Annotated in this window: 17 protein-coding genes; 6 read left to right on the plus strand and 11 right to left on the minus strand. The window is 36.8% G+C overall.

Going from position 1 to position 22,310, the window contains the following annotated elements:
* Positions 1 to 152: 152 nt before the first annotated feature.
* The 9 genes from BW935_RS15835 to BW935_RS15885 form a co-directional block, all read right to left on the minus strand.
* Complete coding sequence (locus tag BW935_RS15835; RefSeq protein WP_076502767.1) at positions 153 to 1,895, minus strand: DUF262 domain-containing protein; 1,743 nt, start codon at positions 1,893 to 1,895, stop codon at positions 153 to 155.
* Positions 1,896 to 2,209: 314 nt separating this feature from the next.
* Complete coding sequence (locus BW935_RS15840; RefSeq protein WP_076502768.1) at positions 2,210 to 3,262, minus strand: DUF4917 family protein; 1,053 nt, start codon at positions 3,260 to 3,262, stop codon at positions 2,210 to 2,212.
* Positions 3,262 to 5,916: a restriction endonuclease gene (locus tag BW935_RS15845; protein ID WP_076502769.1), complete on the minus strand. Its 2,655-nt coding sequence runs from the start codon at positions 5,914 to 5,916 to the stop codon at positions 3,262 to 3,264. The genes BW935_RS15840 and BW935_RS15845 overlap by 1 nt, the downstream gene beginning before the upstream one ends.
* Entirely contained in the window at positions 5,913 to 6,581 is a 669-nt protein-coding gene (locus BW935_RS15850) for a DUF4276 family protein (RefSeq protein WP_084565973.1), read from the minus strand. Before BW935_RS15850 ends, BW935_RS15845 begins: the two co-directional genes overlap by 4 nt.
* Complete coding sequence (locus BW935_RS15855; RefSeq protein WP_076502770.1) at positions 6,578 to 7,642, minus strand: AAA family ATPase; 1,065 nt, start codon at positions 7,640 to 7,642, stop codon at positions 6,578 to 6,580. Before BW935_RS15855 ends, BW935_RS15850 begins: the two co-directional genes overlap by 4 nt.
* Positions 7,643 to 7,644: 2 nt before the next feature.
* On the minus strand, positions 7,645 to 9,666 hold the full coding sequence (locus tag BW935_RS15860) for a site-specific DNA-methyltransferase (RefSeq protein ID WP_076502771.1): 2,022 nt from the start codon (positions 9,664 to 9,666) through the stop codon (positions 7,645 to 7,647).
* A 3-nt stretch (positions 9,667 to 9,669) separates the two neighbouring features.
* On the minus strand, positions 9,670 to 9,867 hold the full coding sequence (locus tag BW935_RS15865) for a helix-turn-helix domain-containing protein (RefSeq protein WP_076502772.1): 198 nt from the start codon (positions 9,865 to 9,867) through the stop codon (positions 9,670 to 9,672).
* 387 nt (positions 9,868 to 10,254) lie between these two features.
* On the minus strand, positions 10,255 to 10,656 hold the full coding sequence (locus BW935_RS15870) for a helix-turn-helix domain-containing protein (protein ID WP_076502773.1): 402 nt from the start codon (positions 10,654 to 10,656) through the stop codon (positions 10,255 to 10,257).
* Between the two features lie 1,489 nt (positions 10,657 to 12,145).
* Positions 12,146 to 12,382 (minus strand): hypothetical protein, encoded by a 237-nt coding sequence (locus BW935_RS15885; protein WP_076502776.1) that lies wholly within the window; start codon positions 12,380 to 12,382, stop codon positions 12,146 to 12,148.
* A gap of 604 nt (positions 12,383 to 12,986) precedes the next feature.
* On the opposite strand from BW935_RS15885, the gene BW935_RS15895 reads away from it, so the two are divergent.
* The 3 genes from BW935_RS15895 (at position 12,987) to BW935_RS15905 (ending at position 19,290) form a co-directional block, all read left to right on the plus strand.
* A complete protein-coding gene (locus BW935_RS15895; protein ID WP_084565974.1) occupies positions 12,987 to 14,630 on the plus strand; it encodes a TlpA family protein disulfide reductase in 1,644 nt (547 codons plus the stop codon).
* A gap of 25 nt (positions 14,631 to 14,655) precedes the next feature.
* The gene (locus BW935_RS15900) at positions 14,656 to 17,841 is read left to right on the plus strand and encodes a SusC/RagA family TonB-linked outer membrane protein (RefSeq protein WP_076502779.1); all 3,186 of its coding nucleotides are present in this window, start codon (positions 14,656 to 14,658) and stop codon (positions 17,839 to 17,841) included.
* A gap of 126 nt (positions 17,842 to 17,967) precedes the next feature.
* Positions 17,968 to 19,290, plus strand: a complete 1,323-nt coding sequence (locus tag BW935_RS15905) for a RagB/SusD family nutrient uptake outer membrane protein (RefSeq protein WP_076502780.1) — start codon at positions 17,968 to 17,970, stop codon at positions 19,288 to 19,290.
* Positions 19,291 to 19,340: 50 nt separating this feature from the next.
* Here BW935_RS15905 and BW935_RS15910 read toward each other — a convergent pair whose 3' ends face one another.
* Positions 19,341 to 19,637 (minus strand): hypothetical protein, encoded by a 297-nt coding sequence (locus BW935_RS15910; RefSeq protein WP_076502781.1) that lies wholly within the window; start codon positions 19,635 to 19,637, stop codon positions 19,341 to 19,343.
* 471 nt (positions 19,638 to 20,108) lie between these two features.
* Between BW935_RS15910 and BW935_RS15915 the strand changes: the two genes are divergently transcribed.
* Genes BW935_RS15915 through BW935_RS15925 form a run of 3 tightly spaced genes read left to right on the plus strand, consistent with a single transcriptional unit; the run spans position 20,109 to position 21,883 of the window.
* Positions 20,109 to 20,504: a rhodanese-like domain-containing protein gene (locus BW935_RS15915; RefSeq protein ID WP_076502797.1), complete on the plus strand. Its 396-nt coding sequence runs from the start codon at positions 20,109 to 20,111 to the stop codon at positions 20,502 to 20,504.
* Positions 20,505 to 20,541: 37 nt separating this feature from the next.
* Positions 20,542 to 21,429 (plus strand): LysR family transcriptional regulator, encoded by an 888-nt coding sequence (locus BW935_RS15920; RefSeq protein ID WP_076502782.1) that lies wholly within the window; start codon positions 20,542 to 20,544, stop codon positions 21,427 to 21,429.
* Complete coding sequence (locus tag BW935_RS15925) at positions 21,413 to 21,883, plus strand: GNAT family N-acetyltransferase (protein ID WP_076502783.1); 471 nt, start codon at positions 21,413 to 21,415, stop codon at positions 21,881 to 21,883. Before BW935_RS15920 ends, BW935_RS15925 begins: the two co-directional genes overlap by 17 nt.
* A gap of 36 nt (positions 21,884 to 21,919) precedes the next feature.
* Here BW935_RS15925 and BW935_RS15930 read toward each other — a convergent pair whose 3' ends face one another.
* A complete protein-coding gene (locus BW935_RS15930) occupies positions 21,920 to 22,309 on the minus strand; it encodes a VOC family protein (protein WP_076502798.1) in 390 nt (129 codons plus the stop codon).
* Position 22,310: the final 1 nt, after the last annotated feature.

The raw sequence follows: 22,310 nt of genomic DNA on the forward strand, positions 1-22,310 counted from the left end.
GTCAGTCAATACGCCGCAGCCACACAGCAGCCACGTATCCCGATGGCTATTGGGACCCTGATAGATTTTTTCTCCCATCAGGGCTTTTTTCGAGGGATTTTGGCTAGTGGGTTAAATGTTGGGTGCTGGTATTCTTGTCACTCCGTTCATATTTAGAACTTTAATTCCTTTTCAAGTTTTGATTTTAGCATATCCCATCTTTCATCAACAAACTCAATAAAGCGTGTAAAGTCAGTTATTTTAGGCAATATCTGTTTCTCATAATTTATCTTGGTTGTCTTTGCCCAATCTTCAAAGGTTTTGTTGCTCTTTGACTTGTTTTCGTTACTATCAAGCATTTGAAGATTTACTATTCCGTTAAAGCACCAGTTGTCTGTATAATAATTTCCGCTCTCTTGGGTCAAATCAATTCCCTGTTTCTTTAAGTTCTTGGCAGAAAACTGGCTTTTTGGGAAAATATGGTCTTTGTTGAAGTCGTTATTTTTATAATCCAAATGCGGATATAATAATGCTAGAATAGGAAAGGCGTATCTATCTTCATAGGTTGTGAATAAAAGGTTTTCAATAGATTCATCATCCATTGTGATTGATTTTCTTGTCTTAGATAACTTTTTGGCAATAGCTTGTGCAGGAAAAAATTCAGCACCTTTTTTCACTTCGTCTTTTACTACATCTCTTATTTGTTTAAGAACTGTATCAGCTTGTCCGCCAAATATGCGTTTTAATAAAACTGTATGAAACCAACGCTTTATAAGTTCTCTATCTTCTTTGTATGCAACTTTTGAGGTAAATTGTTTTGTGCGATTACTAATAAATAAATAGTGAATGATTGGTAATAGAGCATTTTTTGAAGTTAAAGTTCTTTCTGCATATCCGAAATCACGAATGAGTTCGATTGCTTCTACAATTGCTGCTCTAATTCCATCCCAATTTTCCTTGAACTCTTTGGCATTGGCTATAGAAAAGTTAGTAACTCTGAACTTGATATCATCGCTAAAAATCAACAAGTAAGCTCGGATTATTAAATCCTTGTCTATCACTATTTCTGTTGAGTCCCAAATTTCATCTATAAGATTATTAAATTCGTCTCGGGCTGAAACTGTCCTAGAAGTCCAACCTGAAATTATGGTTGACATAATCAAGTCAGAATATGATAACTTTTCACCACCGCTATTTATTCTAATGAAAATATTCAGGGCTTTATCATAGTCTTGTTCAAGTTCTAAATAGTAATTAATTAAAGTCTTGACGTGAATAACATCAAGTAGTTTGGATAGCGTATTACTTATGTTTTCGTTTGAATCCCATTCTTTTTTCTTTAGGAATTGATTTAATTCAAAAGTTCCATTGAGAGCAAGGATTTGACCAACTTCAAACCATATTTTATCAGAGTTTTGTAGTTCTTCCTTTGTCAAAAATCTAAAGTCATATACTCTACCATCTTCATTCTCATCTTCGTCAATAGAATCTTCAGTTAGGCAGAGATAAAGTTTTCTTGTCGGGATAGAGTGTTCATTGTCTTTCCAAGCAAAATTTTTCTTTTTATAAGCATATGAACCCTTTAATCCTATATACAAAGCTGTTAATCTTTGTTGTCCATCAAGAACGGCTTCAAAGTCAGGAATAGAAGAGGTGTTTACTTCCTGGCAATGAGTATTGTATTTTTCCCGATATGTTTTTAATACGGTATAATATCTATGGTCAGTTTTGTTTTCTCCTTGAACTTTCCACATAAGCAAAGAGCCAATTGGGTAGTTTCTCATTAAGCTGTCAAAAAGTAATTCAATTTGTCCTGCACTCCATACAAATTCTCTTTGTATAGCCGGAAGTAAATATTGGTTGTAGTCAATTTTGTCAATCGCTTGTTTGATTGATATTGGTGGATAATAGCTCATATTTTAATTTTATTGTTCAGTGTTTCGGGGTTCTCTACACTTGCACCCAACGGACAAGTATAAGAGCTGTAGCGGATTAGAAGCACTTTCATGTCCGTTTAGCACAAAGTTTCTTAGAAGCACAGACCTTCGATTTACCACTTCACCCGCTATTGCCACATACACGCTGTTAGGGCATCGTGATTCTTGTTTTTCAGTCAGTTTAATTGTCGGTTTCGTTGTGCGTAGAGACAGACACACTCTTTGCCAAGCTTTGGTTTGAACGTTGGCTTGTGCGACTTGGTAATGTGTGTGGCTGTTGAGCGTTGACATTATCATTCCCATACTTTAGCTGTTTTTGAGTCAAATAAATTCACTTTACATTTGAATTTTTTCCTTATTGATTCTATATATTCAGCATCACTTTCAGAATAAACACCAATGTAAATGCTGTATAATTTGGTCAAGTTACCTTGAGAATCTTCTCTAAACTTTGTCGCTTTATTAATAGCGTCAATTATATGGTCGTCATATTGTCCAAAATTAAATCCAAAGGTTACTAAAGAACCCTGAATAGCACAAAGATTTTCGTAACAGTATGTTAGATATTTGTTGTGCATTATGTTCATTAACTTTTCACGACCATTACCTGCTGTCACAAAGATTGGGTATTCTTTGTTTTCCATTCGCTCTTTAATATTTTCTAAAAGGTAATGTTTGGTGGTATATTCCTCCTTAATAATGTCAATACCGCCATCAAAAAATGGTAATGTACCGTGCAAATAGTGGACATTTTGGTCACTTTTATTCTTGCCCCATCTTAACTCTGAGTAGTTAGCTTCATTTGATGGCACGTAATCAGCATCTTCTTTATCTCGACCAAAACCGTCTGTGTGGTTTTTGGATTCGTTACGCATTAAAACCCAATATAAAAGAAGGTCATAGTTTGTCGTGAAAACATTGCCACCCTTTTCTAGGTATTCATTGAGCCAATAAAAACAAGCTGTACTCTTTTCTTCCGGTTTAGTAAAAACGTGTTCGGGGTGCAGTTCCTTTACAGCTTCAATTAAGCTGTTTTTTAGTTCTTCACTTGCATTCTTAATCTGACTAATCAACTTTTTGTCTGTGCCAAACATTTCTGCTATTTCAAGGAAATTATCTAGCTGTTCCATTACTAGCTCAAAATTCTTGTTGTCAACAATAAAGAAAAGCTTTTTAAGAAGTGGATTACCTATTGTTTCAATGAACTTGTTTAAAGCGTTGTATGAAAATATACCTGAATCATAAGCCATACTGAAACCATTACCTAAAAGCAAATGCTTTGGGCGGTTGTTCTTTGACAAATAATCAATTACGTAGTCGTATGTCAGTATTTCGGTTTTTGCCATTATTCAATTAATTGTCCTACTTTGTTTACTACTTTATATTCTAAGTCGTCAAACTCGTTGAAATGAGCTTTCCCACATTTTATTTTCATTTGTTCGTCTCCACTTAGTTTTGATAAGTCAACTTGTGGCGTTCCTGTGTCTTTGGTTTCAGCTACAAAGTAAATTTTCTTGTCGTCCTCAAATACCAATGCCCAATCAGGGTTGTAATTTCCAATTGGCGTTGGTATTTTAAACCAATTCGGCAATTTGAAATAGAATTTTATTTGCTCGCTTGTTTCACAGTCTTGTGCAAACTTGCTTTCTACACCTGAGTCCAATGGTACAAATTCTTCATAAATGGTTTTTGAAGGGTCTGAAACTTTAAACGAAAAGTCGTTTAGATAAACTTCCAATTCCTGAGCTTCAAATAATGCCATTTCATATTCAGAGCCACCGATTTTTTGATACTTTATTCCATCAATCATTAGATCGTACAAAGTCCTTTTTATAGCTATTGTAGCCAAGTCTAAAAACAATTGCGGATTAATAATTATGTCCTCAATTCTTCCTGACTTACTCAAAATTTCTTCAATCGTGGAACGAGTCAATTCTGTTTTGCTTTGTATGTAGCCCAAAACATCAGGAATTTTCCAAGAATAACCGCCATAAGATTCAACTTTTTCACCTACATAATTTGTTCCTACGCCTTCATCCGTCATTGTAATTCCAATCTTTGTGGAACGAATGGAGGGAGATTTGATTTCCGGTAAATCTTTTATGGCTTTTGCAGCCAAAGTAATTAGCTCGTCTGTTTTATAATCAACTCGGTACGTGGTTTTCTTTTTCAGTTTTTCCCAAATCTCTAAGAATTTCGGGTCGGCTTCAAAACCTTTACGGTACTTGATTGCCGTTCTTGCTTGCTTGTTTTTTATTCTGCCTGTAAATGAAACACCGCAATCGTCTTCAATTTCTTTTTGAAGTGCCTTTGCAAAATCGTCATATGCCTCATTGGCAATAACCGTCAAGCGGTTTATATTTTGGTCATAGGTTCGTTTTCCTGTTTGGTCAACTGCTAAACGCAGACCTCTACCAATTTCCTGACGTTTTTTAATGTCTGATTTGGTTTCGTTCAACGTACAAATCTGAAAAACATTGGGGTTGTCCCAACCTTCACGAAGGGCAGAATGTGAAAAAATAAAACGCAAAGAGTTATCCAATCCCAACAATTTTTCCTTGTCTTTCATTATCAAACTGTAAGTGTCGTCATCTGCTTTGGTTTCTCCTGAAGTGTCTTTTACTTTTCCTTTGCTGTCTTGCGAGAAATAACCGTTGTGAGTTTCCTCAACTGGAAATTTATCTAATTCCTTAAAGGCTGGCTTTGAAACATATTCCTGATAAATTTCTTCAAACCATTCGGCAAATTTTCCTTTTACAGGATTTCCTGTTGAATCATAGTTTCGGTAATTCGCAACTTTGTCAATGAAAAACAAGGACAAAACTTTTATGCCTAATTTATTAAGTCGCTTTTCTTTCTTTAAATGTTCCTCTATTGTTTTGCGGATTTGAAACTTCATTACTTCATCAGTCAATCCGCCTTGGCTGTCGCCTTTGTATAATAAGTTTCCGTTTGAAATGGAAATACATTGGTTTACTGCATCTATTTCCTCAATGATGTAGCCATCTGCATAGATTTCTCTTTCGTTGGATAGTTTGTATAAATCATCCCCCACTTTTACAGTTATGGTTTTCTTTTTTACTCCTCCGTTTTCGTTGCTATTTATGGAAACTTTGGCGGTCACTTTGGTCTTAGTTGCTGTGATTGATTCTACCGAAACAAAGGCATCATTGTAGGCATTTTCTTCAATGATAGAATCTACTTCAATTTGTTTTACCAAACCCAAATCATAAGCTTTTACAGGGTTTAGACTGTAAGTAAGATTGTATTGATTTCTGTGTGTTGCCGAATAGCGAAGCGTACAAAGTGCTTTCAGGTTTTCGATAGCTGCCATACGCTTTTCGGTTTCCATATTTTGTGGCTCGTCCACAATTACAATAGGGTGGGTAGCCTGAATAAACTCAACTGGTTTTTGGCCGTTCAGCTTATCGTTGGGTTTATTGATAATGTTTTCGTCTTTGGCAAATGAATCAATATTGATTACCAAAACTTCAATGTTGTTAGTGGTTGCAAAACCTCTCAAGGTGGAAACTTTGGTACTGTCGTACACCTGAAAATTAACAGACACATTGTCGTAAAGTGTTTGAAAATGCTCGTGTGTAATTTCCAAGTTTTTCAAAACTCCCTCACGAATAGCCACCGAAGGCACAACAATTACAAACTTTTTAAAACCATATAATTTATTGAGTTCGTATATAGTTCTCAAGTACACATAAGTTTTTCCTGTGCCTGTTTCCATTTCTACAGAAAAGTGCATACCGTCCAATCTGTCCGAAACCTTGATTTCGTTGTTGACTTGAATGCTTTGCAGATTCGTAAGAATTTGTTCTTCTGACAAAATAAGGTTGTTGCTCACACCATTTATCAAATTCAACGTGCCTTCTTCCTTTAGGTTAAACTCCAAAATGGAATCTTCCAAAGGTTGCCCTTCGAACAAATCCGTTATGGATTTTATGGCTTCCTGCTGATAGTTGAGATTGGATTCGAATGTTAATTTCATTTTTTTACTTTTTCAATTAAGGTTTCTACCCAATTATTAAATCTTAAACACCTATCGAGGACTGGATTTATTGTATTCACTTCTGCGATTAAACCGCCATAAAACGGCTTGTTTTTGTCAAATCCGGGGATTAATTGTTCTAATCTTTTAGAGGGTGCTGTTAACTCGCCATCATTCAATTCCTCAGGATTTTCTTTTTCCTCAACTGCCAATAATAAACTATTTAGGTTGGATTGCTTTAAGTCTGGCAAAAATTCAAATCCATCTTTTGCAGCAAACAATAAGCCCTCAAATTCGTGTAATTGAATGTAAGGAATAAATCTAGGGTTATTTATTGCATCTGCTAAAGCTAGTTCTAAACAATCAGCTTTATGAATTTTATTCTGAATAGCTTGAGCATCTTCATATTTTGGAAAATCATTTTTTAATCTGAAAAAATCAATAAACGTAGTTACTAAAATATCTGTTTCGCTCTTTAACAACTTATCAATATTGAATTTAAGTCTATCATATTTCACATCACCTCCTTTATGGCCTTTACTTGTGGTCATTAATATAGGACGCACATCATAAATTTGATAAGTATTGAAAAAGGGTCTCAAAATACCATTTACAAACTCTTCTTCAGTTTGTCCCTCGCAGATTATGTAAATTCCTCTCATCATAATCTACCTCCTATTACATTTTTTTCCCACAATTCACCAATTGAGTAAACGTCTAACCAAGACTTTAGTGAATCTTCCGACTGTCTTTTAAATACTGTTTGATTATCTGCTCTATTGGCTACAATGATATCATCAGCTGAAAATTCATTGACAAGATTTACTGATTGCGTGGCGATGATAATTTGAGAATGAACAGAAGCTTTTTTTATCATACCTGCTAATTTGGCTATAGCAAAGGGATGTAAACCTAATTCAGGTTCATCCAGAATAATTGTTTTAGGTAAATTAGGCTGCAAAAACAAAGTAGTCAGTGCAATAAACCGTAAAGTACCGTCAGAAAAATGCCTTGCATAAAACGGATGTTCCGGATGCTCTTTTTCAAACCATTCCAATTCAATTTTATTTTCATCCAAGAAAAACGGAGCTAAATCAAATCTGTCAAAGAATGGAAACACAGATTGAATTACCATTTCTATTATTTTAAAATGCTTTGGATGTTTTTCTTGTAAATAGAATAAAAATGCAGGCAAATTCCCTCCTTCTGCTCCCAGAACTCTGTTGTCACTTATGTTCGCAATTGAACGAAGTGGAGCTGAAATACTGGTGTCATGAAAGTGATAAATTTTGTAGCTTTCAAGATGTTCTGATAAGTAATTATCCCTAATGCGGTACTTTTCTTTTATTCTACTTTCCTTGATATTCTGGTCATAAAAAGTTTTGCTGTACTGAGATTGATTATTCAAAATACTATCTTCTCTGCTAATAAATAAAGAACCTTCATCAGTAGGCAACAAATTAAATTGATATGCATTATTCCCAAAATCCAAATACCCCTTAATTTCATTAGTATTTTTTCGTCCATAATAAAGTAAATTGTCAACACCACTTTTCAAGGAGTATTGTTGAAGCCTTTGTTCGTAAATGTTGTTTACCAACTTGAAAAAGGAAATGAAATTGGACTTACCAACCCCATTTGAACCTATCAATAGGTTTATTGGACTTAGTTTCAAATCCAATGTTTTGATAGACTTAAATCCTTCTATTTTTATATTTTGAAGCATAGCTATATTGTTTTAAATTCAATTCCTGCATCTTTCATTTGCAGTATAGTATTTGTTTTCAATTGGTCGTTGCCTTTAAAAAGTTTGTCTAATGCAATGACTTTGGTAGGCTTTTCGAAAATTACGGTTTCAATGATTTCTTGCGTTGCTTTCTCCAAAAGCAAAATCAATTCGGTATTGTTGATTTTGTAAAAACTGCCTTTCTTTTCAATTTTACTGTTCAAGTCTTTTCCGCTTTTTAGTAAAAGCTCATACACCATATTTTCAATAGTGGCAGTTTCTGAAACAGGGTCAACAAAGAGTTTCATTTGCTCGGCAAGTGCTTTTGCATCTTTGCCTTCAATTTGTTGCCATTGCTTGAAGTTGCTGTCACTTAGAACTAACGATTTGAAACCTAAATCAATCTCTGTATCAACATTCGTTTCAAATTGAATTTGACTTTTCTTTTTTTCTTTCTCTACCTCTAATTCTTGTTCGATTGCCTTTGCTGCTTTTCTAATTCTTTCTTTTGAGACTTCAGCAATATTTTTAAATCCTGCTTTTAAAGCCTCACTGTTTTCCTCCAAAAGTTCGGGTAATTGAACACAAATATATTTTCTATTACCCCCATCTTCTTTGTTCAAATCCATAACAGCGTGGGCAGTTGTTCCGCTACCCGCAAAAAAATCTAGAATTATATCATCTTGCCCATTCTTGACAGATTTGATTAAAAGCTTAGCCAAAGAAGTTGGTTTTGGGTATGAAAAATAGCTTTTACCTTCAAATAGTTTTTCAACTTCAATTCCACCGTCACTCTTTAAAGAAATTATTGACCTGAGCAACAAATTATCGAGTTCATCTAAATAGTTAATTGAGCTTGGCTGTGTATTCTCGTCTTTGTCAAACCAAATTTTACCACATAAAAATGACCCATCGTGTAGTTCTAAAACATTTGTAAACTTACCATCAACAATTAGTGCAGCATCATTAAATGAATCTTCTTTCCAACGCCAACCTCTATCTGGAATCTTTACAGGTTTTCCTGTTTTTGGGTGTTTTACCTCATATCTAGGCCCAAATGTATTTGCATTTGGCCAACTCATATTTATTTTACCCCAAAGCCTATATTCACTATTTAGAGAATTGTAAAGCGTAATCCCTCTATCGTAACCTCTTTTGTTATATAGTTTTCTGATTAAATCTTCGCCCTCATTTAAAGGCATTTTTTTCTTTTTAATTTTTGAAAGAAGTTCTTCAATTTCTTGTAGCCCTTCTTTTGCCATTAAAAATTCGTGTTTTAAAGAACTGTCTTTTACATAAATTAGAACATACTCGTGGATGCTACCGATTCCCTTATCATTTTTTGGAACTCTCTTATTCCAATTGATACATTCGATAAAATTTTCTTCTCCAAAAATCTCATTCAATAGCATTCTAAGGTTATGAACTTCATTATTATCAATATGGACAAACATAACTCCATCTTGTCGCAGCAAATTTTTAGCTAAATACAATCTTGGCATCATCATATTTAGCCAATTACTGTGGTATTGTCCGTTTTCTTTGCTGTTCTTTTTGAACATACCATCTTTGGTCATATAGCCATCTTCGTCTTTGTCGCCTACACGTTTTTCATAATCGGCTTTGCTTTCGCTAAACTTGTCTGGGTAAATAAAAGAGTCGTTGCCTGTGTTGTAAGGTGGGTCTATGTATATCATTTTCACCTTTCCGAAATAGCTTTTTTGTAGCACTTTCAGCACTTCCAAATTTTCGCCTTCAATAAAAATGTTTTGTGTATCGTCAAAGTTTACGCTTTCGTCTTTAGCTGGTACAAGGGTTTTGGTCGTTGGCATTTGTAATACTTTAAAAGCATCACTTTTACCTGCCCAATTCAATACATATCGTTCGTTTGAGAAGTTTATATCTTCTCCAAGCGTAGCTTTTAGTTTTTCCCAATCTACTTTGCCTTCGCTAAAAACTTCGGGCAATACCTGTCGTAATGCTTTGAGTTTTTCTTGTTCTGGTGTCAGACTTGTTCCGTCCATATTTTAGTGTGCTTTTCTTTCAATTAATAATTCTTTGACTTCAACACTAAGAATTTCAGCAATCCTGTATAAGTCCTCTAAACTTGGTTGTCGTCTGTTTTGGGCATAAGAGTTTACCATATTGTAACTCTTGCCTAATTGTTCAGCCAACCACTTCTGTTTAATTCCTTTCTGTTCTAAAACGTCTTTTATTCGGTTCATTCTTGAACTTGTTTATAGTCTTCAAAAGTAAACATAAACATTTAATATCTCACTAAATGAGCATTTAAATTATCGTCCTGTTTGGGTGCGGTGGGAAGGGGCAAGCTCTTTTGGTTTTTTGCGTTTGCTTATGTGTCGGCAAAAACCAAATGTGCTTGAGTGTGAGTTGGCTTTTTAGCATGTTGCACAAAGAGATTATCCCCGAAAATAATTGCGCTATTTGTTCCAAATGGCATGCTTTGCGCAACTGTTGCGGATATTTTTTAATTATCACCAAACCTACCCATTCCCCCACAAACAAAAAATACCCCCAACAGGGTATTTATATTAAAAAAGCCCCTGAAATCGGAGCTTTCTAAACTAATCTTGGGGTTTCAACAACTTAAATTACTTACCTTCTAATATTTTCCTAATCGCTTCATTCATCTGCATCATTGTCTCCATCATCTTCATCATTACTTCAGTTTGATTTTTATCAGCATAATTAGCTTTTACTTTTCCTCCACCAAATGCAACATTAGAATTAGTCAGATGCTCAATAATATGACCTGGTTGAGAGGAAATAATTTGAAGTGGATCCACATTTAAGAACTCAGCAACACTCTGAATCATGTCAATTGTGATTTTGCTTTCTCCTCTTTCATATTTTGTATAGGCAGCTTCTTTAAGTCCTAAATAGTCAGCTACTTCTATAGCTTTCTTGTCCCGTAATTTGCGGAACATTGAAAAGTTTCTTCCTATACTTTTGTTTTCAAGGACGGTAAATCCAGAATCTTCATTTTCTCCCATGATAATTGCGTTATTTAAACTAATTTAATTAATATTTTGATATTATGAAACTAAAAAGATGTTATAATTAACCTTTTAACAAAATGCTTTTAAAAAGTAGTTTTAAACTACTTTAAGCAACTTCTAAACTACTTCAATTAATCTTTTTTTCAAATAAAAGTTCTTAAAATTGTGTATGATATTAGTTCAAATACATACCGAAAAAGGAAGATGTTATATGAGCATCAGCAGCTTACTGTTGTTCTTATATACGTGCCTATTGAGAAGTATTTGTCAATTTTATTGTAAAAGCAAACTTTCAAGAGGAGCTATGAACATTAAATTTATTTCTAGAATGGTTTCTCTACAAGAAATCCAGCGCAATATCATCAAGTCTCCAGTTTGATAGTAAAATAGTAAGGATGGAATTTGGATTATATATTCAGTATCTACCCTTATCACACTACTTTATCCGAGACGAGCCCCCGATGAACTTCGTTTTTCCAACCTATCTACGCTAATGGGTGCGCTCGCAATCTTTCTGATCACTAAGCTCCTGCATGAAGCTCCATCCGAAAGATCCATTACCTATTTCTTAGCCATCAGGAACTTTTCCCTGTTCCCGTACCAGCTGAAAAAACCGCAAGTTTTTCTAGCCTGATACACCTATGCCCTTTTTTTACAAGAAAGGATCCATAACCCAAGGAACAATGTGAAAAGTAAAGCCTCAATCATCCCCAAGATGATCAAAGGATACCCCTATGCCAAATCTTAAATCTTCCTGATAGCTATCGGGACTAAGATCTAAGATTTAAAGTCACAACCCTAGCCAGTGTCTTCAATTTCTAACCCTAAAAACAAGTAATGCTAAACTGGTTGGCAGCGGTCCACATTGCTGCGCACTGCGCTGGGGTTTTACTTCAATGTCGACAAGCACGAAACTCAATAAGTCGAGGCAATTTCCTCAAATCTCTAAAACCTTCGAGGTCAAAAAAAGACCTCAAAGGTTAACGCACACACTTCAATCAACCATTAACCCAATTTTCTAATCCCACCCCGACCCCTCGGGGCAATCAACCAATAACAAAAAAACAACCCCCCACGAAACCTACCAAATTCCAAACCTTCAAACACGAATCCAATCTTCCAATTTTCAAATCTTATAATCTTCCAATCTATGACCCCAACCTTCCAACTTTCTAATCCCACCCCGATCCCTCGGGGCTCAATCAACCACCCCGACCCCTCGGGGCAACCCCGACCCTTCGGGGAACCACTAACCCCCAACTTTCAAACCTTTAACCTCCTTTCCCACGAAACCTACCAAATTCCAAACCTTCAAACACGAATCCAATCTTCCAATTTTCAAATCTTATAATCTTCCAATCTATGACCCCAACCTTCCAACTTTCTAATCCCACCCCGATCCCTCGGGGCTCAATCAACCACCCCGACCCCTCGGGGCAACCCCGACCCTTCGGGGAACCACTAACCCCCAACTTTCAAACCTTTAACCTCCTTTCCCACGAAACCTACCAAATTCCAAACCTTCAAACACGAATCCAATCTTCCAATTTTCAAATCTTATAATCTTCCAATCTATGACCCCAACCTTCCAACCTTCCAACTTTCTAACACCTAATAACCCAATAACTAATCCCACCCCGATCCCTCGGGGCTTAAATCTCCCCGATCCCTCGGGGCTGAAATCTACAATCCCCAGGGCCTCCCCGTCTACTTTCCTCATAAGGTTAAACGACGAATATAAACCCAAGTAGTCCGGATACACACACGGTGACGACACTACTGGACGGTGGAGTGGGGGAGTTCACTCCCCAGGCCGGCACCAACCCCAAACAACCGTAACCCCGCCGGCCTCCCTTTCTTCTTGATGAGACCTTTGAGGTTTCCAAAAACCTCGAAGGTCTTCACTAGACCACTACCCCGACCCCTCGGAGCAAATAACTATTAACCCAGTAACCAAATACCTAATCCCATGAATCCGATTAAACTTCCCAAATCACATTTCAACAGTGTCCCCCCGTGTTCATCTGTGGTAAAAAAATCTGCGAAATCCGCGAAATCCGCGAGAGCCCCCAATCTAAAATCTCCCCGATCCCTCGTGGCTGAAATCTCCCCGATCCCTCGGGGCTGAAATCTCCCCGATCCCTCGGGGCTGAAATCAATAGTGTTCATCTGTGTTCATCTGTGGTGAAAAAATCTGTGAAATCCGCGAAATCTGCGTGTAACCCCCTTTTCCCACGCATCCCGACAACCACCCCGACCCCTCGGGGCAACCCCGACCCCTCGGAGCAAATAACTATTAACCCAGTAACCAAATACCTAATCCCATGAATCCAATTAAACTTCCCAAATCACATTTCAACAGTGTCTCCCCGTGTTCATCTGTGGTGAAAAAAATTCTTACCATCAGTCTATTATTATTCGTAAAAGTAGCCTTCGCCCAATCCCCAGCTCAAGAAGCGTCAGAATCTTCCTTTACCTCGCTTTCCTCGAATCCGACTCCATTTTACATCATGGTAGAACTGAGAGGCAGAGACTTGCCAGATTCTGTGATGAAATTCTATTTCTGGGAATATTTCATTGACGCCAGCTTCAAATCACTACCTCCTACAGTATCAGAAGTGAAAGCAGAGAAGGGGACCATATTTTCAGGAAACATAGGGGCTGAAATTTACCAATATACCTCACCACCGATTTCCAATCCTGCATTATTACATACATTCTTTGGCTTCGACTATCTACTCAAGGACTTATACATTTTCCCAGGCGATACAGTAAAATTACTAGTAGATAGAGACAATGCCAGATCCTATTTTATTGGCAAAAATTCAGATACCTATCAAGTACAATTGGATTTGGCTAGAGAAAACCAAAAGGCCCTCAAATTACAAAACCCAGTAATGTTTGGTGCTACTGTTCAATCCATGACTAAAGAGGAGAATAGCAAGAAGTTGTATGAAAAAGCAGTCGCAAATCAAAATAACGATATCAACAAGCTTATCAGATTCTTAGGTACCAAAGAAGATAGGCAAGGGTATTTGAATGAAATAAGAATTGATCTGGATGGAAAAGTAATTCCAGGCTATGACATATTGAAAACCTATAAAAATACAATTTCAGAAGACCAATATGAATTGTTCTTAGCCGAACAGATTGGCAAAGCATTTTATAAACCGCTCAATACATTAAACAGATTTCTTATAGACATCGAAGGGGATAAAGATGCATTTGTAAATCAAATTGATACGCTTGGCAATTTGAATTTCAACTCAAACCTGATCACATATGCTTACGCATATCAAAACTTCTTATTAGAAAAAGCATCGGTGCTTTACCGATCTGGTTACAAATCAATCCTTCAGTCCTTTGACCAATATCCCTTAGAATTAAGAGAAATATTGGCAACCAGATTTTTGGGTAAATACTTTAAAAGCATCTCTAACCCCAATGAATATTTAAGCTACGCCATGGAAAGGGCTACCCTGCCATGGACAAACGAAGTCTTGAACCAGCTCAGTCAGAGTAGAGCAGTAGGTGCAGACTTCATTGGGGTCAATCTACCAAATCATACAGGAGATCATGTGTCCTCTGCAGACTGGGAGGGAAAAATAGTACTGATTGATTTTTGGTTTACAGGTTGTAAAGCATGCATCGATTACTACGAAAACTGCATCAAGCCAGCAGAAGAATACTTCAAAGATAACCCCAACGTACTTTTTGTCTCTATCAATTCGGATAGGAACCAATCAATATGGCTTAAAAGCCTAGAGTCTGAAAGATATACCTCCAAGCATGCAACTAACCTTTTTGCAGGTCAAGAACAAGGAAAAGAGCTGCTCACATTCTATAATATCAATAGCTACCCATCTCAATTACTATTGGATAAGGAACAGAAAATATTGCGATCAGGAAGTTTTGCCAGAAATCCCGAAGCCTTGAAAGAAATAATTGAAGAAGCATTAAACAAATAATAACCACAACCTTAAATGCACATTTATGAAAAATCAAATTTTACTCTTATTGACATTATTCTTGCTCCTATGCATCCCTGTTTATGGGCAAGACACATTCTTGCTGAAAGGGAAAGTGATTTCAGCGGTTGATCAGATCACCCTTCCTGGGGCATCTATTAGGATCAAAGACACCAACATGGGGGTGATTTCCGGAGCAGATGGTGAATTCTCAATGAGACTCCCAGCAGGTGAGTATAGCTTAATGGTAACTTTCATTGGTTTCAAGTCATACGATCAAGTAGTCACCATCCCCATGGAAGAAGAACTCAGGATCACCCTTGAGGAAGATGATATGGACTTAGAAGGAGTCGAGGTGATCTCCACAGGATACCAACAGCTACCTAAGGAAAGAGCTACAGGATCCTTTGTACAAATAGACAATGAATTGGTAGACAGAAGAATCAGTACAAACATCCTAGATAGATTGGAAGATGTCACCCCCGGATTGATTTTCAATAGGGTAGGAGCTACCGAAGATCCCATAAGTATCAGAGGGCGAAGTACACTGTTTGCGAATACCATGCCCTTGATTGTAATTGACAATTTTCCTTATGATGGACCTTTGGAAAGTATCAATCCCAATGATGTAGAATCCATTACTGTTTTGAAAGATGCTGCTGCTGCATCCATTTGGGGCGCAAGGGCAGGAAATGGGGTGATTGTCATCACTACAAAAAAAGCTACTCAAGGTAAAGTCAGGGTTTCTTTTAATGCCAATACCACTGTGATTGAAGAGAATGACCTTTTTTACAGGCCTCAGATGCCGATCGACGATTTTATCGAAATAGAAAGAACCTTGTTTAGTCAAAATTTTTATAACAACAATATCAATGCACCTGGACAGCCTAGACTCTCCCCTGTGGTGGAAACTTTACTAGCGCAGAGGAATGGTCAAATCAGTGCCGATGAAGTTGAAAGAAGAATCAATGAATTCAAAGAGAGGGATTTCAGAAGAGACTTATTAGAACATTATTATAGCAACGCTGTCAATCAGCAATATTCCTTAAATGTATCAGGGGGAACAGAATACCACAAGTTTCTAGTGGCAGGAGGATATGACAGAAATTTCTCTGGAATTGAAGGTAATAACAGCGAAAGATTTACCCTGAATCTGAGAAACGATTGGGCATTGTTGAATGACAAACTCAAACTAGATGCAGGGCTTTACCTCACCAATGGAAGAATCAATACAACCACCCAAACACCTAGCGGATATGCGTATGATAGATTGACAGATGAATTAGGCAATCCCCAAAGCATCACAAATGTATACAATGAAAGATTACTCAATTCTGGATTAGAATTGGGGCTCTTAGATTGGAGGTTTTTTCCACTTAATGAAATCGGGAAACAGGACTTTCGAACCAATTCCAACGACTATAGACTGAATCTGAACTCAAGCTATCAATTGCTTTCTGGACTTACAGCAGAACTTCAATACCAATATTGGGCAAATTCAACTCAAAATAGAAATCATAGCCCAATAGATCTTTTTACTACAAGAAACTTGATCAATCAATTTACCCAGGTGGATGATAATGGTCAGCTGACAAGACCAATTCCAGTTGGAGGAATCTTGAATTTGAGTAATGCCAGAAGCTACTCTAATACTGCAAGAGCAATATTGAGATACAATAAGCAAATTGCAGGAAAGCATGATGTCAACGCCATTGGAGGTTATGAAATAAAAGAAGGGCAGTCAGAAACCAACGCCAATGTTTTCTATGGCTATGATGATGATGTCGCCCAGAGTATCCCTACAGATAATGTTACCCTCTTTAGGAATTTTGTAAATCCAGGTGCAAGGGCTACTATCCCAAATGCAACTGTGCCCCACAGAGGTCTGGTTGATCGGTTTATCTCTTATTATGCCAATGCATCTTATGAATATGATCGCACCTATATCCTCTCGCTTAGTGCAAGAAAAGACCAATCAAACTTATTTGGTGTAGAGACTAATATGCGAGGAGTACCATTATGGTCAGTAGGTGGTGCTTGGTTGATAAGTAATAATTCATTTTATCAGGTGGATTTTCTTCCCTACCTCAAGTTAAGAGCTACCTACGGCTACAATGGAAATATAGATAGATCCTTGAGTGCATTTACCACAGTTCGATTTATCAATGGAAACCCACTCTTACCCGCTGAGCTCAGAGCAAGTATAATCAACCCACCAAATCCAGAGTTAAGATGGGAGAGAATTAAAATTATCAATCTTGCTTTGGATTTCGAAACCAAAAATGGCATCCTGTCAGGATCATTTGAAGCCTACAGAAAGGATGGAATGGATCTAATTGGTTTAATACCTTTTCCAGCTGCTTCTGGAAGGTCTACCGTAAGTGGGAACTTTGCCGATACAAGAACTACAGGTTTTGATCTAGAATTGAGAAGTAAAAATATCTCAACTTCTAATTTTTCATGGTCCACAGTTTTCATGCACAGTCACCTCAATGATAAAGTGACCAATTATGAAATGCGGGCAACTGTAGCCAATTATATCAATAGCTCTTCAGGTGCTATTGTTCCATTAGAGGGAAGACCCTTGTTGTCAGTTTATTCTTATGAATGGGGAGGTTTAGACCCTCAGACAGGTGAGCCAAGAGGGATTTTAGATGGAGAGCCCAGTACAAATTACAATGCAATCATGGCAGCAGCTACACCCGAAAATATTGTTTTTCATGGCTCGGCCCGACCGACACACTTTGGAGCATTGAGGAATAATTTCTCTTACAAGGCCTTTTCCCTTTCCTTTAATATCAGCTATAGACTAGGGTACTTCTACAGAAGACAATCCATCAATTATAACTCCTTGCTGAGTGGCGTCATAGAACATGGGGATTTTGTAAATAGATGGCAAGTACCTGGCGATGAGATGATCACAAATATCCCTGCTCAGCCTACTAACATTAGCTTTCCAAGAGAGAACTTTTACAGAATGTCTTCTGCGCTTGTAGAGCCAGGAGATCATATCCGATTGCAGGATATCCGATTATCATATAATATCAATACTGATGGCAAGAGGAACCTACCTTTCCGAAGTGCGGAAGTTTATACTTATGTCAATAACCTAGGTATTATATGGAAGAAAACCAAAGACCCCTTAGATCCTGATTTCCCTAATATGCGTCCATTGACAAGCTTCGCAGGTGGAGTAAGGGTCAATTTTTAAAACCTTCAAGAACTTAAATATGGAACCCGATAAACCCAAATTACCAGCTATAGACATTGATATTTTGATTCTCTATGATGTAGAATCTCACAATGAAAATCATCAATCACACTCAAAGATAAAATCATGAAAAAAATAATAATCATATACATATTGGCCATCATTTGTACTTCATGTGATGACTTCCTTGACGCCAAGCCTACAAAGGATATCGTTACTCCAAATACGGAACAAGCCCTTCGTGCTTTATTAGATAACGCCGAATCACTGAACAGGCTTCCTTCAATTTCAGTGTTATGTTCTGATGAATTTATAACCAATGATGCAGGGCTTAGAGTTTATTCAAGTCAATGGTTAAGAGAGCTGTATATTTGGAACCCTAGTCCATTTGGTCCTGATGAATTTATTGCCGACTGGTCTTCGCCGTACCAAACGATATTTACTGCGAATGTAATCTTAGAAGAGCTCCCCAAAATACAGGGCTTATCAACAGAAGCTTTCAATGACTTAAAAGGTTCAGCACTCTTTCTAAGAGCTTTGTCATATTATGGATTGTCTCAGATATTTTTACCCACCTATTCAGAGCTTCAAAGTTCAGATGCAAAACTAGTATTGCGGACAAGCCCTAATATTAATCAGCCCATCAATTATGTGAATGGCGTAGAAATATACAATCAAATTTTCTCAGATTTGGAAGAAGCATTTGAACTACTTCCGGAAGTCAGTCAATATCCGACTCGCCCTGTAAAAAATGCAGTGAATGCACTTTTGGCTAGAATTTACCTATCGATGGAGGATTATGACAATGCGCTAACTTATGCAAATAGGACATTGTCAGAAGATCACATGCTGATGGATTATAATGAGATTCCTGTTAGAATTTTACCTTTTCAAAATTTCAATTCAGAAGTTATATTATATGCAGAACTAATAAATTATACTTTTACAGCTGTGCTTACGAGCCAAGTAGAACCTTCTTTATTAGCCTCCTATGCTACCAATGACCTCAGGAGCAAGCTGTTTTTTACACTTAGGCCGAATGGATTCACGAACTTCACTGGTAATTATACGCAGATATTTAGGCATTTTGGAGGCTTAGCATATAATGAAGTTTACTTAATAGCAGCCGAAGCTGAAGCGAGAGTAGGCTCTGTGAACGAGGGACTGAATTACCTCAACCAACTCTTGATCAATAGATATGAAAGTGGTTGGGAACCATATCAGATCAATAATAGGGAAGAGCTACTTAATCTGGTGCTAGCAGAAAGAAGAAAAGAGCTTGCCTTTAGAGGAACAAGATGGTCTGATTTAAGAAGATTAAATAAAGACCCTAGATTTCAAAAAACAATCACCAGAATAGTGGAGGGTGAAGAATATAGACTAGAACCTAATTCACCAAAATATGTAATTCCGATTCCTCCTCGAGAGCTGGCTTTTGATGCAAATTAAAAAGGAAATAGGATACGCCAACATGGCGTATCCTAGATTTTCAAACCACATTAATCTAAATCGACAGGTTCTAATTCTGGATTCAAAAGAACAAATTCTCTTTCGATATCTCCAATTGGGTTTGCTGATGTACTTGGGCCATCGTACAAACAATAAATTGGTAGTTGCACCTCGTTACAATCGTAGTCGATACCAGGAGTGGCATTTGTTACATTGTACCAAGTGACACCATCTTCAGAACCAAATTCGTCCATTAGACCATTTTTCGGCTGAGTAAATGCAAAAGCAAACGCTGCTGCTAGTACAAATACTCCGCCTCTCACTAAATTTAAAGCGTAAGTTTTCATATTTTTGTTTTGTTAATACTTACAATACCCGGCTGTTTCGATCTATTGTCTTGCCAGATGATCTTTTGAGAGGAATGGCCGGTTTTGCTTACCCCTGCTGTCGGAAGCCCATCACCTAGTGACTACTTCCCGTATTTTTTACTTCTTATTCCTCATACCTCCTTTCAATCTCTTCGCTTAACGTTTAACGTTTAACACTTAACCCTTAACACTTAACCCAATCTCTCTATACCCTAAATCTCCCCATCCTCTTCCAAAATCAAAAGTCCAATTGAGCCATTTGAATCTTAAGCGAAAATATGGTTCATTTGAGCCATTGAATTTTTTGTATTAATACTAGGTCAATTAGCTTATTTCAATCGAGGGCTAGTGGCATAACCCTTAATTTTCTGATTGATTATCAATAGAAAAATTCGCTGTTTTGGTTTATATATTCCTTCTACTTTTGATTCAATCAAAAATTCAGAAAATATGCAAAATCAAATCAAACATTATCAGGAAAAGTTAAGCTATGAAATGGATTCAGCGGATTTATTTGAAGCTTTACAAAAGGGAGAAAAAATAAGTGCAATTGATGCACGTAAAGTGGAAGGGTATAATTTAGAACATATCCCAGGGGCAATCAGCTTACCTCATAGAAACATGAATGAAAGCACTACCGCTCACTTAGACAAAAATATTTTGTATGTTACATATTGTGATGGCATTGGTTGTAATGCTTCTACTTTTGGTGCTTTGAAAATGGCTCAGTTAGGATTTAAAGTTAAAGAACTGATAGGTGGATTAGATTGGTGGAAAAGAGATGGCTATTCTACCGAAGGTGAAAAAGCTGTGATAACCAACCAAATGGTTAAATGTTATTGCTAAATGTATATCCTCTTGAGAGGGCAAAACTTCAAGGTTTATGGAAACAAAATATTTGAAACTGATCAAAGAAGTCTACGAGCAAGGTACTTTGGTAGCAGCTTCCGATTCGCTTTTTCTGACTCCAGGAGCTTTAAGCCAACAGTTAAAAGAAGCTGAAAACCTTCTAGGTACCAAGCTTTTTAATCGGTTAAATAAAAAAATGATCCCAACAAAAGCAGGAGATAAAACTTATCAATCTTCCTTAAAAATTCTGGAAGAATTAGATTCCCTGAATTTTCAAATTAAAGATCTGATTAAAGAAGAAAAAGGCTCAATCTTGCTGAGTACAGAATGTTATACGAGTTACCATTGGCTACCCTCTGTTTTATCAAAATACAAAGTGGATTTTGATGGTATTGAGGTGAAAATAGCATTTGAGGCAACACATAAACCTATTCAGAAATTGCTGCAAGGCCATATAGATTTAGCCATTACAAGCGATCCTATAGCCCATGAGAAATTAGAATATCTAGAGTTATTTGAAGATGAAATGGTTGCAATTGTTCATTTTGAGCACCATTGGGCATCAAAAGCTTTTGTTGAAGCAATAGATTTTGAAACGGAGAATTTGATTATTCATTCTGAACCGCTTGAAACGGTGACCATTTACAGTAAGCTATTGAAACCAAAAAACATTCAACCGAAATCCTATACTATCTTACCCCTTACAGAAGCCTCTATTGAGTTGGTAAAAGCAGATATGGGAATAATGGTTATGGCAAATTGGGCCATTAACCCAAATCTTATTTCCAATGAGATTCATACTGTGAAGATTTCAAAGCATGGTTTGAAAAGAATACATTATGCAGCAGTTAGAAAGGATGTTATCAAGCCAGATTACCTAATCCAGTTCACAAAATACCTTCGAGATGCCATTAAAAAATAAAGATTTCCTTATCCGTGCCTTAGAGCCTAAAGATATTCCACGTTTAATAGAATTATCGGAGGCTCATGCATGGTATGAAGGTGCAAAATATAATAGGACAGGGAAAGAGGAAAAACTTCAAACTCATTTTTTCAAAGAAGAAGGAAAAATAAAATGTTGGGTAGTGGAAATTGAGGGGTTTCTTGAAGGTTATGTGGTACTTTCTCTAGAATTTTCGACTTGGGATGCAGATTATTACTACCATATGGATTGTTTATTTATTACAGAGAAAGTTAGAGGAAATGGAATAGGATCAGAGATACTAATAAAAATCAAGGAGTTTGCAAATGCTCAGAAAATAGAACAAATACAATGGCAAACTCCAATTGAGAATATTCGAGCCATTGATTTTTATTTAAATAATGGTGCTATCTCAAAGGATAAGAAAAGGTTTTACATGACGTCAGGGAGCTGAATTGGGTTTATTATTTTTATGTACACCAATAAACTCCTAAATGGTAATTTCTATTAGATTTCCTTCAATATCCAAAATGATGCTTTCATAATACCCATCACCAGTTGTTCGCGGTTCACCTACGATGGGTATATTTTCATTTCGAAATCTTTCTGTGAGTTCGTTTACCTTTTCCTTACTTCCAACAGAGATTGCAAAATGGGCGAAACCCTGAGTGAATTTTTTCTTAGCTTCTATTTCCAATATATCGGGTTTATGCATAAGCTCAATTCTTACACCTCCATCAGAAAATGAAAGAAAGTAAGAAGTGAACTGTTTCTTAGGATTATGGTATCGCTGGCTGCAGGACATATCAAAGTATTTAACATAAAAGTCTTTTACTTTTTCTAAGTTGCTTACCCAAAGAGCAATGTGTTCTATTTTCATT

The organism is Belliella pelovolcani, from assembly GCF_900156785.1.
Lineage (GTDB): Bacteria > Bacteroidota > Bacteroidia > Cytophagales > Cyclobacteriaceae > Belliella > Belliella pelovolcani.

Coding starts and splice junctions, on each gene's coding strand:
- BW935_RS15835 (WP_076502767.1), bottom strand. CDS start 1,895: ATGAGCTATTATCCACCAATATCAATCAAACAAGCGATTGACAAAATT.
- BW935_RS15840 (WP_076502768.1), bottom strand. CDS start 3,262: ATGGCAAAAACCGAAATACTGACATACGACTACGTAATTGATTATTTG.
- BW935_RS15845 (WP_076502769.1), bottom strand. CDS start 5,916: ATGAAATTAACATTCGAATCCAATCTCAACTATCAGCAGGAAGCCATA.
- BW935_RS15850 (WP_084565973.1), bottom strand. CDS start 6,581: ATGATGAGAGGAATTTACATAATCTGCGAGGGACAAACTGAAGAAGAG.
- BW935_RS15855 (WP_076502770.1), bottom strand. CDS start 7,642: ATGCTTCAAAATATAAAAATAGAAGGATTTAAGTCTATCAAAACATTG.
- BW935_RS15860 (WP_076502771.1), bottom strand. CDS start 9,666: ATGGACGGAACAAGTCTGACACCAGAACAAGAAAAACTCAAAGCATTA.
- BW935_RS15865 (WP_076502772.1), bottom strand. CDS start 9,867: ATGAACCGAATAAAAGACGTTTTAGAACAGAAAGGAATTAAACAGAAG.
- BW935_RS15870 (WP_076502773.1), bottom strand. CDS start 10,656: ATGGGAGAAAATGAAGATTCTGGATTTACCGTCCTTGAAAACAAAAGT.
- BW935_RS15885 (WP_076502776.1), bottom strand. CDS start 12,382: ATGAGGAAAGTAGACGGGGAGGCCCTGGGGATTGTAGATTTCAGCCCC.
- BW935_RS15895 (WP_084565974.1), top strand. CDS start 12,987: ATGAATCCAATTAAACTTCCCAAATCACATTTCAACAGTGTCTCCCCG.
- BW935_RS15900 (WP_076502779.1), top strand. CDS start 14,656: ATGAAAAATCAAATTTTACTCTTATTGACATTATTCTTGCTCCTATGC.
- BW935_RS15905 (WP_076502780.1), top strand. CDS start 17,968: ATGAAAAAAATAATAATCATATACATATTGGCCATCATTTGTACTTCA.
- BW935_RS15910 (WP_076502781.1), bottom strand. CDS start 19,637: ATGAAAACTTACGCTTTAAATTTAGTGAGAGGCGGAGTATTTGTACTA.
- BW935_RS15915 (WP_076502797.1), top strand. CDS start 20,109: ATGCAAAATCAAATCAAACATTATCAGGAAAAGTTAAGCTATGAAATG.
- BW935_RS15920 (WP_076502782.1), top strand. CDS start 20,542: ATGGAAACAAAATATTTGAAACTGATCAAAGAAGTCTACGAGCAAGGT.
- BW935_RS15925 (WP_076502783.1), top strand. CDS start 21,413: ATGCCATTAAAAAATAAAGATTTCCTTATCCGTGCCTTAGAGCCTAAA.
- BW935_RS15930 (WP_076502798.1), bottom strand. CDS start 22,309: ATGAAAATAGAACACATTGCTCTTTGGGTAAGCAACTTAGAAAAAGTA.